Source organism: Companilactobacillus nantensis DSM 16982, assembly GCF_001435815.1.
Taxonomy (GTDB): Bacteria; Bacillota; Bacilli; order Lactobacillales; family Lactobacillaceae; genus Companilactobacillus; species Companilactobacillus nantensis.
In genome coordinates this window covers 1-16,929 of the sequence record NZ_AZFV01000025.1, presented here as the reverse complement: position 1 = coordinate 16,929, position 16,929 = coordinate 1, and the positions used below count along the sequence as shown (strand labels likewise).

Sequence of the window (16,929 nt, the reverse complement as noted above, 5' to 3'; positions counted from 1 at the left end):
AGAAAGCTTAAAAGGCAGTGAAAGTATCGTTAACTTTATATCATGCCGCTGGGCGTGTCTGGAGACGACACATGTGTTAATATCTATATTATAGAACAAGAGGGATGGATGATATGAAATATATTGAGTCGAAGAAAAATGATGAGATCAAGCAATTAAAAAAATTGTCAGCAACAAAAAATATTCGTAAGACGGGAACTTACATGATTGAAGGCTTTCACTTAGTCCGTGAAGCTGATCAATTTGACCAAGATTTTGTAAAATTATTGGTTACTGAAAAATATTCTGAAGACCGTCTAGTTAAGAAGTATCACGACATTGCTGTGACAGTTTCCGAAGACGTTGCCAATGAATTGTCAGAAACAAAAACACCACAAGGCATTTTTGCTGTTATTAAAGTCCAAGATGCTTCTGATTTCAAAGAATTTTCTGGAAAGTGGGTCATGTTAGATGACGTTCAAGATCCAGGAAATGTTGGTACAATCGTTCGGACTGCTGATGCTGCAGGTTACGATGGAGTTATTACTAGTTTAGATACAGCCGATTTCTATCAACCAAAGGTTCAACGCTCAATGCAGGGTAGTCAATTTCATCTTCCTATTTACCGCATGGATATTAACCAGGCTATCAGTTTGGCTAAGAAGTCAGAACTAAAAATTTATGGTTCAGAAGTTAACAAACAGGCTAAGCCATATACCGAATTAGATAAAACTGATGAATTTGCTTTAATCATGGGTAATGAAGCTCATGGTATTACACAAGACGTTCTCAATGAAACTGATGAAAATATTTATATCCCAATTTTGGGACAAGCTGAATCACTTAATGTGGCCGTTGCTGCAGGCGTTTTGATGTATGGTTTACAAACACTTTAAAACTTGCGAAAGTTTTCAGTTTTTGTATAATAATTGATATACAAATAATATTAAACTTTGACGAAAAATAGTAACTGTCAAATTCATGTCAGGAAGAGCCGTTAACTGAAATAGGCTTGATGAATGAAACAGTGAATTCACTTTCTGAGTTTTTAGTTAGTTACTATATAACTACTTGAGTGCATGTTTAACATGAACTAGGGTGGTACCGCGAGTCCTCGTCCCTTATTTGGGATGGGGACTTTTTGCGTATTAGAATTGTTTTACAAAAGAATTCAAAAATTAAAGAGTTACACAACAACAACTCTTGACGGAGGGAAACAACAATGTCATTAAATGATACATTAAAGAACTTACGAGCAAATGGTATCGACGAAGCCAAGCGTGCTGAAAGACTTCAAGAATTAAATGACCTAAGAGTTAATCTTTTAGGTAAGAAAGGCCCAATTACAAAGGCTTTACGTGGAATGAAAGATGTTCCAGCCGAAGAGCGTCCAGAAATTGGTACTTTAGCTAACAACGTTAAAAATGATATTCAAGCTGCCATTGAAGAAAAAATGACAGAATTAAACCAAAAATTAGTTGCTAAGAAGTTGGAAGAAGAAACAATTGATGTTACTTTGCCAGCTACAAAACAAACTCAAGGTACGAAACATATCTTGAACCAAACAATTGAAGATATTGAACAATTCTTTATCGGATTAGGTTACGAAGTCGCCAGTGGTTATGAAGTTGAAGAAGACCACTATAATTTTGAAAGATTAAATATCCCTAAGGATCACCCAGCCCGTGATATGCAAGATACTTTCTACTTGTCAGATGAACTCTTGATGAGAACTCAAACTTCTGCTCAAGAAGGTCGTGATATGGAAGCTCATGACTTTTCAAAAGGTCCTTTGAAGATGATCTCACCAGGTGTCGTTTATCGTCGTGATGATGATGACGCCACTCACTCACACCAATTCCACCAAATCGAAGGTTTAGTGGTTGATAAAAACATCAGTATGGCTGACTTGAAGGGTACTTTAGATGCTTTATGTCGTCACGTCTTCGGTGCTGACCGTGAAATTCGTTTCCGTCCAAGTTACTTCCCATTTACCGAACCATCTGTTGAAGTTGATGTTTCTTGTTTCAACTGTGGTGGCGAAGGTTGCCGTATTTGTAAGTACACTGGCTGGATCGAAGTATTAGGTGCCGGACTTACTCATCCAAACGTTTTGACAATGTCAGGAATTGATCCTAACGAATACAGTGCCATGGCCTTTGGTCTTGGACCAGAACGTTTTGCAATGCTCAAGTATGGAATTAATGATATCCGTGATTTCTACTTAAATGATGTTAGATTCCTAGAACAATTCAAAGGAGTAAATTAAGATAATGAAGATTTCTGTTAATTGGTTAAAAGAATATATCCCGGTCAACCACACCGTTGAAGAAATGGCTAACAAGATTTCCCTAACAGGTATCGAATCTGGTCCTGTTAAATTAGGTGAAGAGTTAACGAATCTAGTTGTCGGTCACATTACTAGCGTTGTTCCACATCCTGACTCTGATCATTTGAAAGTTTGCCAAGTTGATGTTGGTGAATCAGAAGATATTCAAATTGTCTGTGGTGCTCCTAATGTAGCTGTTGGTCAATATGTCATCGTTGCTTTGCACGGTGCACAATTGCCTGGCGGCGTAAAAATCAAGCGTGGCAAACTTCGTGGTCAAGAATCAAACGGAATGATCTGTGGACTTGATGAAGTCGGCGTACCAACACAATACATGCCAAAAGAATTTGAAAATGGTATTTATGTCTTCGATGAACCTCAAACGCCTGGTGACGCTGTCTACGATTTATTAGGCTTGAAAGATCAAATGATTGATATTGATATCACACCTAACCGTGCTGATACCTTGGGTATGCGCGGTGCTGCTTGGGAAATTGGTGCTACATATAACGAAAAACCAACTTTCACTAAACCAGAACTTGCTGCTGATAAAGTTAAGGATATGAGTGATGTGACAGTTGATGTCGCTGAAAAGAAACTTGTACCTGATTATTTACTTCGTGAATTAAAAGATGTAACTGTTGGCAAGAGTCCACTTTGGATGCAAAGACGTCTGTGGAATCAAAATATTCGTCCGGTAAATAGCATTATCGATGCTGCTAACTATGTGATGATTGAATACGGTCAACCTATCCAAACTTTTGATTTGGACAAATTAGCTGCACAAAACTTAACTGTTAAATTTGCTAATGATGGCGACAAGTTGAAGTTGGCTGATGGTGAAAAAGATTTAACACACAATGACTTAGTTATTGTTGCAGGCGACCAAATTTTAGGTTTAGCTGGTGTCCAAAACAGTATCGAAGCTACTGTAGATGAAAATACTAAGAATGTTTTAGTTGAAGCTGGTGTCTTCGATGGAGCCTCTGTTCGTAAGACTGCTCAAAGACATGATTTGCGTGGCGATGCTTCTAACCGTTTTGAAAAAGGTGTCGACAATGGCATCGTTGATGAAGCATTGACTCGTGTAGCTCAATTGATCGATCAGACAACAACTGTTAAAGAAATTTCTAATGTTATTACTGGTAACTTTACTAAAGCTGAACCAACAATTATCAAGGGTAGTGCTAGCCATATTAACCGCTTGATGGGCTTAGATTTAGCAACTGATGAAATTGTTGCTATTCTTGACCGTCTTGGTTTTAACGTTGATGTTAATGGGGATGCTTTAACTGTGACAATTCCTACACGTCGTTGGGATATGGAAATTGAAGCTGATTTAGTTGAAGAAGTTAACCGAATTTATGGTTATGAAAACTTACCAAATACTTTACCTGCCGGAATGGAAACTCGTGGTGGCTATGATCCTAAACGTGAATTAGCTAATAAATTACGTGATATCTTGCTTGGTGAAGGTATGGACGAAGTAATCAACTTCTCACTTTTGAGCAAACAAGAAGTTGAAGATTTCAATATCGATAACAGTGAATTTACAAAATTATTGCACCCAATGACAGAAGATCATGAATACTTACGTAACAGTTTGATTCCTGGTTTAGTTAGAAATGTAGCTTACAATCAAGCTCGTAAGAACGATGACTTGAAGATTTTTGAACATGCACGTGTTTTCCAAAGAGTTACTGGACAAGACCGTCCTAGCGAAATTACATACCTATCAGGAGCTATTAGTGGCAATGTTGTAACTGATTCATGGAATACAACAGCTCAACCTGTCGATTTCTATTACGTCAAGGGTATTGTTGAAGAATTACTAGCTTTCACTAACGCTGATGCTGAGTTTACTTTTGTGGCAACTTCTGAATATGAAAACATGCATCCAGGTCAAACAGCTAAAATTTTGGCAAATGGTCAAGTTATTGGTTTGATTGGTAAATTGCACCCTAATTACCAAACTGCTCATAATGTTAAAGATACTTTTGTCTTCGAATTGAATGTCGATATGTTGTTTGATTTGAATGCCAAGAGTGTTAAAGCACAAACTGCTCCTAAGTACCCATCAATCAGTCGTGATCTTGCTATCCTTGTTGCTAAGAATATTGAAAACGGTCAAATCGTTGCTGATATTTTTGCTAACGGTGGTAAATACTTGAAGGACGTTAATATCTTCGATGTTTACGAAGGTAAGAATATTAAACCTAATCACAAGTCACTCGGATATCACTTAGAGTTCCAAAACCCTAACGATACTTTGACAGATGATGAAGTTGAAAAGGCCTTTTCACTTGTAAAAGACAGCTTGGCACAAAAATTTAATGTGGAAATTAGATAATTATTCCAGAACTAATGGTATAATTCTAATAAATTAACTCGGGAGGCTGTGTCTTGAGCCAAAAGGATGATAAAAAAGAAGCATTAAAGCAAGAGTCGAATGACAAGATGAGCACTCGCGCCGAAGAAAGAACAGTCGCAAACCATATTGCGTACTGGATTGTCGGGGTGATTGCTGTCTTGGCGGTCGTCGTTGCTATTATTGGCTTCAATTACGTAAATAGTTCATTGCAACCATATAATGCAAATAGTAAAGAAGATATTGTTGTTAAAATCCCAATAGGTTCTTCTAGTAAAGAGATTGCTAAAACACTTGAAAAAGATAAAGTTATCAAGAGTGCAACAGTCTTTAATTTCTACATTAAAGCTCAAAATTACAACGATTTTCAGGCTGGATACTATAAGTTTAAACAGTCATGGAGCGTTGGTGATGTTGTTAAGCAATTGCAAAAGGGTGGAAGTGCCCAACCACCAGCAACAAATTCTGGCGACCGTGTTCTTGTTCGTGAAGGTATTACCATCGATCAAGTTGGGGATGCCATTCAGAGTGGGACCAAGGGTAGCTTGAATTTCAAAAAGTCTGATTTCTTGAAGTTGATGAAAGATGAATCATACATGAAACAACTTCAAAAGAAATATCCAGAATTACTTGATTCAACCATGGCTAAAAAGAATGTTCGTTATCACCTCGAAGGTTACTTGTTCCCTGCAACGTACAGTGTCTATAAAGGCATGACGATGAAGGGACTAGTTGAACAGATGGTTGAAAATGAAGATGAAAAATTACAACCATACTACTCAACTATCAAAGAAAAGGGTTATACAGTTCAACAAGTCTTGACACTTGCCTCACTAGTTGAGCGTGAAGGTCTAGATGCTAAGAACCGTGCTAAGATTGCTGGTGTCTTCTATAACCGTCTAGCAATCAATATGCCTTTACAATCTGATATTTCAGTTATGTATGCTTTGAATACACATAAGACGAAATTGACAAACAAGGATACGAGTGTGAAATCGCCATATAACTTGTATAAGAATACGGGTTATGGACCAGGACCATTCAATACGCCAAGTTTGGGATCAATTGAAGCAACCTTGAATCCTGCTGATAGAGATCAAAATTACCTCTACTTCTTCGCTAACTTGAAGACTGGTAAGATTACCTACTCACATACTCTTGCAGAGCACAACAGTAGATATGCAGAAACTGGACAATAGGCTATAATTGTATATATAAATAAATGTCATCTAATCGTGCTTGATTAGATGACATTTTGAAATTAGAATAAATATGAATTTTTGAAAGAGGTATTTATAAAATGGCAGATAGAAGTTATCCAATGACAGCCGCTGGCTTACAAGATTTAAAAGATCAATTGGAAGAATTGAAAAAAGTAAAACGTCCCGAAGTTATTAACCGTATTAAAATTGCTCGTGGATTTGGTGATCTTTCAGAAAACTCTGAATATACATCAGCTAAGGATGAACAAAGTGTGATTGAATCAAAAATTTCTGAAGTAACAGAACGTATCCAATACGCTAATGTTATTGATGCTGATCAAGTTGCTGATGATGAAATTTCAATCGGTAAGAAAGTTACTGTTGAAGAAGATGGTGAGGAACCTGACGAATATACAATCGTTGGTGCTTCAGAATCAGATCCTGATGCTGGTAAGATTTCTAACGAATCACCAATTGCTAAGGCATTGATTGGTAAACATGTTGGTGACACAGTTACTATTGATACACCAGTTGGTAGTTATGATGTAACTGTGAAAGCCGTTGCAGTTGCCGAATAGCTATGTTTTCTGCTATGTTTATCTTAATTAAAAGATTGAGGTGGGCGTCATGAAGATTGAACTAACTGATGAAGCAGTGAAATGGTTTGAAGAAGAGTTGGACTTAGTACCCGGTGATGGTGTACATTTTTATGGTAAGGTCTATGGAAAAACAATGGTTCATGAAGGTTTTTCAATCGCAATGCGTAAAGAAAAGCCAATTGATCCGGTGTCCAGTACTGTTATCAATGGTGTGAGTTATTATATAACTGACAGTGATACTTGGTTTTTCGCCAGATATGATCTGCTAGTTGAATATGACCCAGAACTTGAGGGACCAAAGTATATTTTTAAATCGAATGAGTAATTGTTCGTTTTTTTGAAGGATAAATATGAGAAGAATACTGGATATAATAAAGAAAAGAACAGGTAGTCAAGCGAAGTCTACTATTCCATTTCGTCTAAACCTGCTTTTTTTTATTGTCTTTGTTCTATTCGCAATGTTAGTCGCACAGCTAGCTTATCTCCAGATTGTTTATGGTGGTAAGTTTGAAGCTGAGGTTGATCGAACAGATAAGACAGTAATGACGGGCAGTGTACCACGTGGGATGATTTATGATTCTAAGGGTAGACTTTTGGTTGGTAACTCAACTGCCAACGCAATCACTTATACAAAGAGTGGGAGTGTTAAGTCGAGTGATATTTATACAATCGCTACTAGATTAACAAAATTTATGACGGTTGATGTGGATGATTTAACTGACCGTGATAAAGCTGATTACATCTTGGCTGCACCTAATAAGTCAGCACAAGTTGCTAAACAAATGCCAAAATCATATCGTGTTGATGCTAATGGTGATGCTTTATCGGCCAATAAAATTTATGCCAATGAAGTTAAATATGTACAAAAACAAGGAATTCATTTGAATGATAAAGATCTCCAACGAGCTTCTTTATTTAAGAAAATGAGTGCCGCATATTCACTTTCAACAGTTTTCTTGAAAGATAAAAATTTATCAGCTAGAGAAATTGCTCAAGTTAGTGAACATTTGACTGAATTACCAGGAATCAGTATCGGTAGTAACTGGACACGTGATTACCCACAAGGTAAATCAATTGCCAGTATCATCGGTGGTGTTTCCACAGAACAACAAGGTATTCCGGATGATGAAATTAACTCAATGCTAGCTTCTGGTTATTCACGTAATGACCGTGTCGGTACGAGTTATCTAGAAAAGAATTATGAATCAATTCTTTCTGGTACCAAGAGTCAACGTCAAGTTCAGATAGGTTCTAACAACCAGATCAAGAAGAGTACGGTACTCTACAAAGGTCAAAAGGGTGGTAACCTTAACTTAACGATTGATTCGAAGTTCCAAAAGAAAGTTCAAGATGATTTAAATACTCAATACAGCGCAGCTAAAGCAGCCGGAATTACACAATATTCTGATGGTGCTTATGCCGTTGTTTTGAATCCAAAGACTGGTGCTGTTTTGGCCATGGCAGGGATTCACAATGATCCTAAGACGGGTGAAACATCTGAAGATGCTTTGGGTGTTATCAACCGAACATTCGTTATGGGTTCTGCTGTTAAGGGTGCCACTGTCTTGGGTGCTTTGATGGATGGTGTTATTACACCTGAAAACAATACTCAAGCTGATGATCCGATTTACTTACCTGGTACTCCAGTTAAGAAATCTGTTTATCCAGCAGGTACTTTTGGTAGTTTGGATGCCGTTCGAGCACTACAATTTTCATCTAATATTTACATGATGAATTTGGCTTTGAAGGAAGGACATGCTAAGTATGTTCCTAACGAGTCAATCAGCATGGATTCGGATATTTTCTCAACCTTACGTGGTTACTTTAATCAATTTGGTTTAGGAGTTAAGACCGGAATTGATATTTCTGGTGAAACAACAGGTATCGAAGGTGCTACGACAAATAGTGAAGGTAAGTTGAAGACTGGTTCTGCACTGGATTTGGCTTATGGTAACTACGATGCCTATACCTTGATTGAAATGGCTCAATACATTTCCACAATTGCTAATGGTGGTTATCGTTTGAAACCTTATATCGTTCAATCAATTCAAAAGACCAAAGATGACGGAACTAAGGGTGCGTTGACATCTGTTACAAAGCCATCTGTCTTGAATAAAGTTGGATTTACTCAGGATGATTTAAACGTGGTTAGAAAAGGTATGTACGCTGCTGTTCATGGTAGTGGTTACTGGACGACTGCTACAAAACTGGCTGATCTTTCACCAGCTGTAGCTGCTAAGACTGGTACTGCTCAATCATTCTACTACGATCCTGATAATCCATCTTCTGATCCTCCAGAAACAATTACAACTAGTTTGGTAAGTTTTGGACCTTATGAAGATCCTAATGTGGCGATGGCAATTGTCTTTCCTAACCTTTCAAGTGAGAATGGTAGTTATCCAAACTTACTTGCACATCAAATTTATACAGACTATTATAAGATGACGGGTCAGAAATAATCTGAATTTAGCCTTTTAAAATATGTGAAAAAATGATATATTTAATTAGTTGAATTTAGTTAAGTATTATGAAAGGATGTTCCCAATATGAGAGTAAACATAACAATGGAATGTACTTCATGTCACGAACGTACATATCTAACAAACAAGAGCAAACGTAACAATCCTGATCGCCTTGAACTTAAGAAATATTGTCCTCGCGAACGCACTGTTACATTGCACCGTGAAACAAAATAAACAACAGGTTAAAACCCCTGTTGTTTTTTTTTACTAAGGGAGTGATTAGTTGGATAAGATAAGCTTCAGAAAAAAGCAAATTGACTTAGTCAGTGAGTTTATGAAATCCGATAAGGCTCAAAAAGAGATCAATGATTTATATATGCAATTATTTGATGATTTAGATTTTAAAAACGCCCCAAGTATCGGTATTACTTTGAGTATGAATGATGAAATTCCTACTTTTCCAATCATTAATCAATGTTGGGAAATGGGGAAGGATGTTTATATCCCCAAGACTTTTGCGGATTATTCAATGACTTTTGTCAAATATACGAAAGATACTGAACTAACTGAGAGTTCTTTTGGCGTTAGAGAACCTAAGAATTTTGATAATAACATTATGGATCCACCTGATCTTCTACTTGTGCCTGGTTTGGCATATTCAAAGACAAACAACCGGCTCGGTTTTGGTGCGGGTTATTTTGACCGTTACTTAGCCAAGTATCCAACAAAAACAATTTCCTTAGCCTCGTCGAGACAATACTATACTGATACTCCGTGGCCAGTATATGTGCTCGATAAGCCAATAGATAAGATTTTAGTATCAACAGGTGATAATGATGCAAATAATCAATAGAGAGAGTAAATCATATGTTACTTGGTTTCTATTGGTTGTTACGATCGGTATTTTCCTTGTCGAAACGTTGGCTGGTGGATCACAAAACTATCGAACGTTATTATTGATGGGTGCTAAAACCAACTCTTTGGTGCAAGCTGGTCAATGGTGGCGTTTGATTACACCAATATTTTTACACATTGGCATCTTTCATATTTTTATGAATGGGTTTACACTGTTATATGTTGGTCAAATCTTAGAACCAATGGTCGGTCATTGGCGATTTTTCGTGATTTATATGTTAAGCGGTGTTATGGGCAATCTAGCTAGTTTTGCTTTCGGTGCCGAAAATGTTATTTCAGCTGGTGCTAGTACGTCCTTATTCGGGATGTTTGCGGCATTTTTAGCATTAGGCGTGATTTATCGTGAAAATCGTTTTTTGAGAGAACTTGGTAAAAGTTTTTTAGGTCTAATTGCAGTTAACTTGTTAATGGACCTGACCATGTCTGGTATCGATATTTGGGGTCATGTTGGTGGCGCAATTGGTGGGTTACTCCTTGGTTATGCCTTGGGATTACCCAAGATCAGTCGCCCTAAGATGGTTTTTCGAATACTGGCAATCGTGCTAGTTGTCGTTATTTCTTACTATATGTATGCAAAGGGTATGATAGTTTATGGATAATATGAGCTTTAGAACCCTCTATGATGTACAACAGCTTTTGAAACGCTTTGGGACTTTTGTTCATTTGGGCAAAAGAATCTGGGATATCGAATTGATGTCTAGCGAGATCAGACGCTTGTACGAAGGTGGATTAATCGACAAACAGACTTTCATTCGTGTTCAATTAGTCTTAAAACGTGAGCACAGAAAAGAAGAGAAAAAAGAAGAAGAAAAGGACAGATCAAAGTGACAGACAAAAAGTTAATCGGTGTTGACCTTGGTGGTACAACAATTAAATTTGCTATTCTTACTGACAAAGGTGAGATCCAACAAAAATGGAGTATTGAAACAAATATTCTATCTGATGGACAATTGATCATCCCTGATATCATTGATTCAATCAATCACCATATCAAGATGTATGACATGAATCCTGACCAATTTGATGGTATTGGACTAGGTTCACCTGGTACAATCAACCACGAAAAAGGAACAATCAAAGGTGCTTACAACCTTAACTGGACTAACGAAGTTTATCCAGTTCGCGACATTGAAAAGGGTACAGGCCTTCCTGTCGTAATCGAAAATGACGCTAACGTTGCAGCTCTTGGTGAAAGATGGCAAGGTGCTGGTAACAACGCTAATGATGTTGTCTTTGTAACCTTAGGTACTGGTGTTGGTGGTGGTATCATCGCTAACGGTAAACTAGTTCAAGGTGCTAATGGTGCCGGTGGTGAAATCGGTCACGTTACAGTTGATCCTAACGGTTTCATGTGTACTTGTGGTAAGAAAGGTTGTTTGGAAACAATCGCCTCAGCTACTGGTATCGTACGTGTTGCTAGAGATCGTGCTTCAGAATATGCTGGCAACTCAGAATTGAAAGAAATGCTTGATGATGGTCAAGATATCTCAGCTAAAGATGTTTTTGATTTAGCTAAGAAGAACGATGATCTAGCATTGATCGTTGCTGATTATGTTTGTGATTCACTTGGATTTGTTCTTGGTAACATTGCTAACACATTGAACCCTAAGTACATCGTTATCGGTGGTGGTGTTTCAGCTGCTGGTGAATTCCTTCGTGCAAAAGTTGACACAGCTATGCGTGCTAACGAATTTGCTACAATCAAGGATGCAACTGAGCTAAAACTAGCCAGTCTAGGTAATGGTGCCGGTGTTATCGGTGCCGCTTCATTGATTAAAGTTGATTAGGAGTTTTTGTTAATGCAAGTTTTGAATGTGGTTTTGTATATTATTGTAATCGGATTTTTAGTTTATTGGGTTGGCTCATGGCTATACTACTGGTTAAAAGGTAGAAGCATGGGTGGTTCAATGGATCAAAAGTCATTTGAGGAAACAATGAGAAAAGCTCAAATTGTTGATTTAAGAGAGAAAAACGCATTTGATGCCAAACATATTTTGGGTGCTAGAAGTCTTCCATATTCACAACTCAAGTACAATGAGGGCGAATTACGACCAGACCTTCCAGTTTATCTTTACAGTGATAACAAAAATATGTGTGTCCGTGCGGCTCTTAAGTTGCAAAACAAATGGGGCTTTACTGACGTTAAGTGGTTAGAAGACCGTTTTGTTGATTGGGAAGGCAAAACAAAGAAAACTACTAAAATCTAAAAAAATGCTGTGCAGAGATTATCTGACACAGCATTTTTTATTGGGGATATTGAAGGGTTCCGTCCCCAGAACTGAAAAGTTTTATTCTTTGAGATAAAGGTATTCTTGCTATTAATTTTTTAACTTGATTATAAAATTTGCCGAATAAACTAGCCGGAAGGAACAAGAATTTAGGTCGCTGTGAAGGTGGCGTTAGGCTTTAGCCATTACACCACGGGACGAGTTTTGAAACTCGCGCATTTTGCGAGGTTCAAAATCGAGATACGAGACCGTCCTTTGGCTCGGGTCGGTCCCCATAGCGACCTAAATTTCTTGTTCTTGGAGGCAGAATCTCCAATTACATTAGATAGAGACAAGATTTCAAGCAAACAAAAAACAGATAGAAAATCTATCTGTTTTATAATTTATTATTCTATTGTTATTAGCCTTGGTGTGCTTGGAGACTCTTACGGTTAGCACGTCTGCGGTTAGCTTCGACACGTTCATTTTCAACATTTTCGGGTTCGATAACCTTTTTCTTGAAAGCGTGTAATGCTCCATAAACTGCTGTAGCTGTTGTTAGTGAACCAACAAGGAAGCCTTTAACAAAACGAAGATGTTTTTGTTTTTTTGCCATAATAATATTCCTCCTGTCTTTAATTCTCATTATGGCTTATTTCGGTTAAAATATCTATAAAAGACTGTCTAAGAGAGGTAATTTTTTGATAAAAGTTGTTGCGATTGTAGGGCCGACTGCTGTTGGTAAGAGTGCCCTAGGGTTAAAATTAGCCCAAAAATTAAATGGTGAAATAATTTCCGGGGATTCGATGCAAATTTATCGGCGATTGGATATTGGAACGGCGAAAGATTCACCTGCTGAATTAGCAGCAGTTCCACATCACTTAGTCGATATTTGTGATGCTGACCAACGTTATACGGTCAAAGACTTTCAAGCTAAAGCTAAAACAATTATTACTGATTTATCAACTGCTAAAAAAGTGTCGCTAGTTGTGGGTGGGACGGGCTTTTATTTAAGTTCATTAGTTAATAATCTTAATCTTGGTGGTAAGAAGGATGACGATTTGTATCGTCAAGAATTGGTTCAATTAGAACAGGCTGGTAGACTTGATCAATTACAAACTATTTTGAAGCAAGAAGATCCTTTGGCCTATCAACAAATTGATATTGAGAATTCGCGTCGTTTGATTAGGGCAATTGAAGTTAAACGTTCGACTGGTAAATCAATTACTGAGCAAAATAATGGTCAAAAGTGGGCTGATTTTTATTTAGTTGGTTTGACTGATGATCGTCCCAAGTTATATCAACGAATTAATGCACGGGTAGATAAGATGGTTGAAATGGGATTATTAGACGAAGCTAAGTACGTTTACGATCATCGGGAGTCTTTTCCTCAAGCTAAGAATGGAATTGGTTACAAGGAACTATTTCCTTACTTTGAGGGTCAGGCTAGCCTAGATGATTGTCTTGATGAAATTAAGAAAAATTCGCGTCATTTTGCTAAACGTCAATTTACTTATTTCCGTAATCAGATGGATGTAGATTGGTATAATATTAGTGATGATAAAAATTATCAAAATGATATTGAAAAAAATATTATGAAATTTTTAGGGGGACAAAATGACTAAATGGAACGCAGCATTTCCAGATAAATTAAAGGAAGTTATCAAAGAGACTGACCAAATGATTGCACCAAAACTAGCTGAAATTGACGAGCAAGTTTTGGATAATCAAAATAAAGTGTTGGCTGCTTTTAGAAAAGAAAGTATCGATGAATCAAGTTTATTGGGAACAACTGGTTATGGCGATGATGACCGTGGACGTGACCAACTTGAAGCTGTCTATGCGGATGTTTTTAAGACTGAAGCAGCTTTAGTACGTCCACAATTTGTTTCAGGAACACATACTTTGGCTACGGCACTCTTTGGCCTTCTGCGTCCAGGAGATAATCTCTTGTACGTAACAGGTGAACCTTACGATACAATGCAAGAAGTTATCGGAATTGCCGGTAATAAGCGGGGTTCTTTAATTGATTATCAAGTTGGTTTTGATTCTGTCAAAATGAATGGTGACCAAGTTGACTTTGATTTAATGAAACAAAAGATTCAAGAAGAACAACCTAAGGTTATTGCAATTCAACGATCACGCGGTTATTCGACACGTAAGAGTTTAACTGTTAAGGAAATTGCTGAAATCATTAAACAAGTGAAGACTGTTTCTGATGCAATTATTTTTGTTGATAACTGTTATGGTGAATTTTCTGAAGAAATTGAACCTACTGAAGTTGGAGCAGATTTAATGGCTGGTTCTTTGATCAAAAATGCTGGTGGTGGCTTAGCTAAAGTTGGTGGATATATCGTCGGTAAGAAGGATTTAGTTGAATTAGCTAGTTATCGTCTTACAGCACCTGGTATTGGCGCTTCTGAGGGTGCTACGATCGATCGTCAATCAGAAATGTTCCAAGGCTTCTTCTTAGCTCCTCGAGTAACTGGTAATGCTATCAAGGGTGCTATTTTTGAAGCAGCGATCTTCGAAAAATTGGGATTAAATGTTTCACCTAAGTGGAATGATGATCGGACTGATTTGATTCAAACGATTGAATTTGGAGATCCTGATAAAATGGTTCAATTTGCCAAAATGGTTCAAAAGTTTTCACCAATTGATTCAGATGTTTCACCAATTCCTAGTCCAATGTCAGGTTATGAAGATAATGTTGTTATGGCTGCTGGAACATTTGTCTCAGGTGCTAGTATCGAATTCTCCTGTGACGGACCAATGCGTGCTCCATATATCATTTATATTCAAGGTGGCCTAACTTACGAACACGTTAAGATTGCCATTTCTAATGCATGTAAAGAATTGTTCTTTTAAGGGTCTGACCAAGCGGTCAGGCTTTTTGTTTTCATGAAACATTTCTAAGGCTGTAAGTGCTTAACATGGACTGAAATCCGAACAATATAGGGCCAAATGAGACTATATTAAAAATAATATTCAGTTTTAACAGAACAATAAGAATGTTTTCTGGAAAGTGTTTTAATGCCAGAACTTTTGTTACAATATTACGATTAAATTACAGAATGCCTATTTATGGGATTTAATTGAATCTGTTTTAGATTGACCTAATTTTTTTGAAATGAGAGCCTATTTATAAATTTAGCTGAATTGCTTGGGAAACGTCATGAGTATGTTGCCGAACAATTTTTATAATAAAAAATAAAATAGTTTGTCTATTTCTATTGATTTTCTTAAAAATGCGTGTATGATTAGGAATCATAAATAATTGGAGGTAAGCAATATGAGATATAAAGTGACTTTGGACACAAAGCACCAGTTGTTTACCGTATTTGATAAGAAAAACACTAGGGTTTCTGCATGCGGTAAGTCAATTGAAGAAGCTATGAATAAGTTGTTGAAGATGGTCGCCTAGTTTTAATTCGTTATCATTTATTAACAGAAATGTAATTCAGAATACAGATACTTTACGTATGTATGAATTAGTAGAATTCTGGCTTATGAGATGATATATTGAATAAGCAACGAGAGTTGCAGTTCTATCCTCAACGATAACTAAAGAAAGTCCTTTCTAAAAAGAAAGGGCTTTTTGTTTTGGTCTGATTTTTTAATTGTTAGAATAGTGGTGAATGGCGTACTTTGTTGTAATTATTTATGACATTGTATTTTAAGAAGAGATATTTTTCGTATCAAAAGGACTTGAATTTATGGAAGAACAAACAGCACATAGGCAGGCAGAACAACAAATATGGAAAAAGATGCAAAAAGAAGAGCTTAAGCGACTCCATAGTGCCCAGCACCACCTTTGGTTTAACGTTGCTGCGTATTTGTTAATTTCGGTTATTGAATATTACTTAGCGATTATTGGTCATTCGCAAACCTTACGTGCGGATGCTTTGAATAATTTGGCAGGTATTATTTCGGCTGTTTTATTGTTGATTGGAATATTTATCGCTCGTGATACGGATGATGACGATATCATGGGCGAGCCATTGCCTGATGATCCAACTAAAAGTGGTCAAAAATTACAATTAGCTCGTTTTCACTATGAAACGGTCTTTACGTTAATTACTGGAATCATTATGATTGCTATTGCCTGTAATGTTATGTATACCGGTTTGATGAGTTTAATAAAGCGGACAACTATGGATGTGCCACAACCAGTAACTTTGGCTGGGGCAGGGATTGCTACGATTATTATGTTGGTTGTTTGGTGGTTCAACAAAGCTGGAGGTCGGAAGTTGCAAAATGCGGCTTTGACAGCAGCAGCTCAAGATAGTTTGAGTGATGCGATGACTAGTTTAGGTACGTTTGTGGCCATTGCAGGGGCTTTACTCTTTAAAATTGTCTGGCTCGATGGCGTTGCTAGTATCGCTGTTGGTATTTTTATCTTGACGTCAGGGATTAAGATTTTTCGTGAGAGTAGTTTAAATTTGGCGGATTACTTTGATCCAAAAGTTGAAGAGCAATTTAAAGCAGCAATTGAAAAATATGAAGAAGTCAAAGATGTAGTTGATTTGAATGCTAGTTATAATGGCAATATGGTGACTTTAGACGTTATTATTGCAGTTGATCCATATATGGAAGTTAAGGACAGTTATCGTCTGGGAGAACGGATTGAGGCCCAGATGAGACGTCAGTTTGGAATTGTTGATACTGACGTGATGGCTGTACCATTTACTAAAAAGTAAGTTAAATAATATTTCCATTTTTGTGGGCATAATGTGGGCAAAATTTTTAATTTGATTAATTGGAAGCAAAAAAATAACTCATAAACGTTGAATGAACGACGTTTATGAGTTATTTTAATTATTAAGTGAAACTCCAGAGAGTTTAATTTATGTCACAGGTGAGATTCG

18 protein-coding genes are annotated in these 16,929 nt (G+C 37.0%); 17 read left to right on the top strand and 1 reads right to left on the bottom strand.

The window, feature by feature from the left end; genetic code table 11:
* Positions 1–113: 113 nt before the first annotated feature.
* The 13 genes from FD31_RS10500 (at position 114) to FD31_RS10445 (ending at position 12,061) form a co-directional block, all read left to right on the top strand.
* Positions 114–875, top strand: coding sequence for a TrmH family RNA methyltransferase (locus tag FD31_RS10500; protein WP_057892734.1), 762 nt, complete (start codon positions 114–116; stop codon positions 873–875).
* A 326-nt stretch (positions 876–1,201) separates the two neighbouring features.
* A complete protein-coding gene (pheS, locus tag FD31_RS10495; protein WP_057892733.1) occupies positions 1,202–2,248 on the top strand; it encodes a phenylalanine--tRNA ligase subunit alpha in 1,047 nt (348 codons plus the stop codon).
* A 4-nt stretch (positions 2,249–2,252) separates the two neighbouring features.
* A complete protein-coding gene (gene pheT / locus FD31_RS10490; RefSeq protein WP_057892732.1) occupies positions 2,253–4,658 on the top strand; it encodes a phenylalanine--tRNA ligase subunit beta in 2,406 nt (801 codons plus the stop codon).
* Between the two features lie 107 nt (positions 4,659–4,765).
* The gene (mltG, locus tag FD31_RS10485) at positions 4,766–5,875 is read left to right on the top strand and encodes an endolytic transglycosylase MltG (RefSeq protein WP_057892760.1); all 1,110 of its coding nucleotides are present in this window, start codon (positions 4,766–4,768) and stop codon (positions 5,873–5,875) included.
* Between the two features lie 101 nt (positions 5,876–5,976).
* Positions 5,977–6,456 carry a transcription elongation factor GreA gene (gene greA, locus FD31_RS10480; RefSeq protein WP_057892731.1) on the top strand — a complete coding sequence of 160 codons (480 nt, stop codon included), beginning with the start codon at positions 5,977–5,979 and terminating at the stop codon, positions 6,454–6,456.
* Positions 6,457–6,505: 49 nt separating this feature from the next.
* A complete protein-coding gene (locus FD31_RS10475) occupies positions 6,506–6,802 on the top strand; it encodes a HesB/YadR/YfhF family protein (RefSeq protein WP_057892730.1) in 297 nt (98 codons plus the stop codon).
* A 37-nt stretch (positions 6,803–6,839) separates the two neighbouring features.
* A complete protein-coding gene (locus FD31_RS10470) occupies positions 6,840–8,936 on the top strand; it encodes a peptidoglycan D,D-transpeptidase FtsI family protein (protein WP_371862664.1) in 2,097 nt (698 codons plus the stop codon).
* A gap of 87 nt (positions 8,937–9,023) precedes the next feature.
* Positions 9,024–9,173, top strand: coding sequence for a 50S ribosomal protein L33 (gene rpmG, locus FD31_RS13975; protein ID WP_075887565.1), 150 nt, complete (start codon positions 9,024–9,026; stop codon positions 9,171–9,173).
* A gap of 49 nt (positions 9,174–9,222) precedes the next feature.
* Positions 9,223–9,792, top strand: coding sequence for a 5-formyltetrahydrofolate cyclo-ligase (locus FD31_RS10465; protein WP_057892728.1), 570 nt, complete (start codon positions 9,223–9,225; stop codon positions 9,790–9,792).
* Positions 9,773–10,453: a rhomboid family intramembrane serine protease gene (locus tag FD31_RS10460; protein ID WP_235805356.1), complete on the top strand. Its 681-nt coding sequence runs from the start codon at positions 9,773–9,775 to the stop codon at positions 10,451–10,453. Before FD31_RS10465 ends, FD31_RS10460 begins: the two co-directional genes overlap by 20 nt.
* Positions 10,446–10,682, top strand: coding sequence for a YqgQ family protein (locus FD31_RS10455; protein ID WP_083483652.1), 237 nt, complete (start codon positions 10,446–10,448; stop codon positions 10,680–10,682). Before FD31_RS10460 ends, FD31_RS10455 begins: the two co-directional genes overlap by 8 nt.
* Positions 10,679–11,641 carry an ROK family glucokinase gene (locus FD31_RS10450; protein ID WP_057892726.1) on the top strand — a complete coding sequence of 321 codons (963 nt, stop codon included), beginning with the start codon at positions 10,679–10,681 and terminating at the stop codon, positions 11,639–11,641. Before FD31_RS10455 ends, FD31_RS10450 begins: the two co-directional genes overlap by 4 nt.
* Before the next feature lie 12 nt (positions 11,642–11,653).
* On the top strand, positions 11,654–12,061 hold the full coding sequence (locus tag FD31_RS10445) for a rhodanese-like domain-containing protein (protein ID WP_057892725.1): 408 nt from the start codon (positions 11,654–11,656) through the stop codon (positions 12,059–12,061).
* 421 nt (positions 12,062–12,482) lie between these two features.
* On the opposite strand, the gene FD31_RS10440 is transcribed toward FD31_RS10445, so the two are convergent.
* Complete coding sequence (locus FD31_RS10440) at positions 12,483–12,677, bottom strand: DUF3042 family protein (RefSeq protein ID WP_057892724.1); 195 nt, start codon at positions 12,675–12,677, stop codon at positions 12,483–12,485.
* Between the two features lie 85 nt (positions 12,678–12,762).
* On the opposite strand from FD31_RS10440, the gene miaA reads away from it, so the two are divergent.
* The 4 genes from miaA to FD31_RS10425 all read left to right on the top strand — a co-directional run bounded on the left by miaA (position 12,763) and on the right by FD31_RS10425 (position 16,761).
* The gene (gene miaA / locus FD31_RS10435; protein WP_057892723.1) at positions 12,763–13,686 is read left to right on the top strand and encodes a tRNA (adenosine(37)-N6)-dimethylallyltransferase MiaA; all 924 of its coding nucleotides are present in this window, start codon (positions 12,763–12,765) and stop codon (positions 13,684–13,686) included.
* The gene (locus tag FD31_RS10430) at positions 13,679–14,929 is read left to right on the top strand and encodes a methionine gamma-lyase family protein (RefSeq protein WP_057892722.1); all 1,251 of its coding nucleotides are present in this window, start codon (positions 13,679–13,681) and stop codon (positions 14,927–14,929) included. Before miaA ends, FD31_RS10430 begins: the two co-directional genes overlap by 8 nt.
* A gap of 424 nt (positions 14,930–15,353) precedes the next feature.
* Entirely contained in the window at positions 15,354–15,485 is a 132-nt protein-coding gene (locus FD31_RS14500) for a hypothetical protein (RefSeq protein ID WP_263390693.1), read from the top strand.
* A 292-nt stretch (positions 15,486–15,777) separates the two neighbouring features.
* A complete protein-coding gene (locus tag FD31_RS10425; protein WP_057892721.1) occupies positions 15,778–16,761 on the top strand; it encodes a cation diffusion facilitator family transporter in 984 nt (327 codons plus the stop codon).
* Positions 16,762–16,929 lie beyond the last annotated feature (168 nt).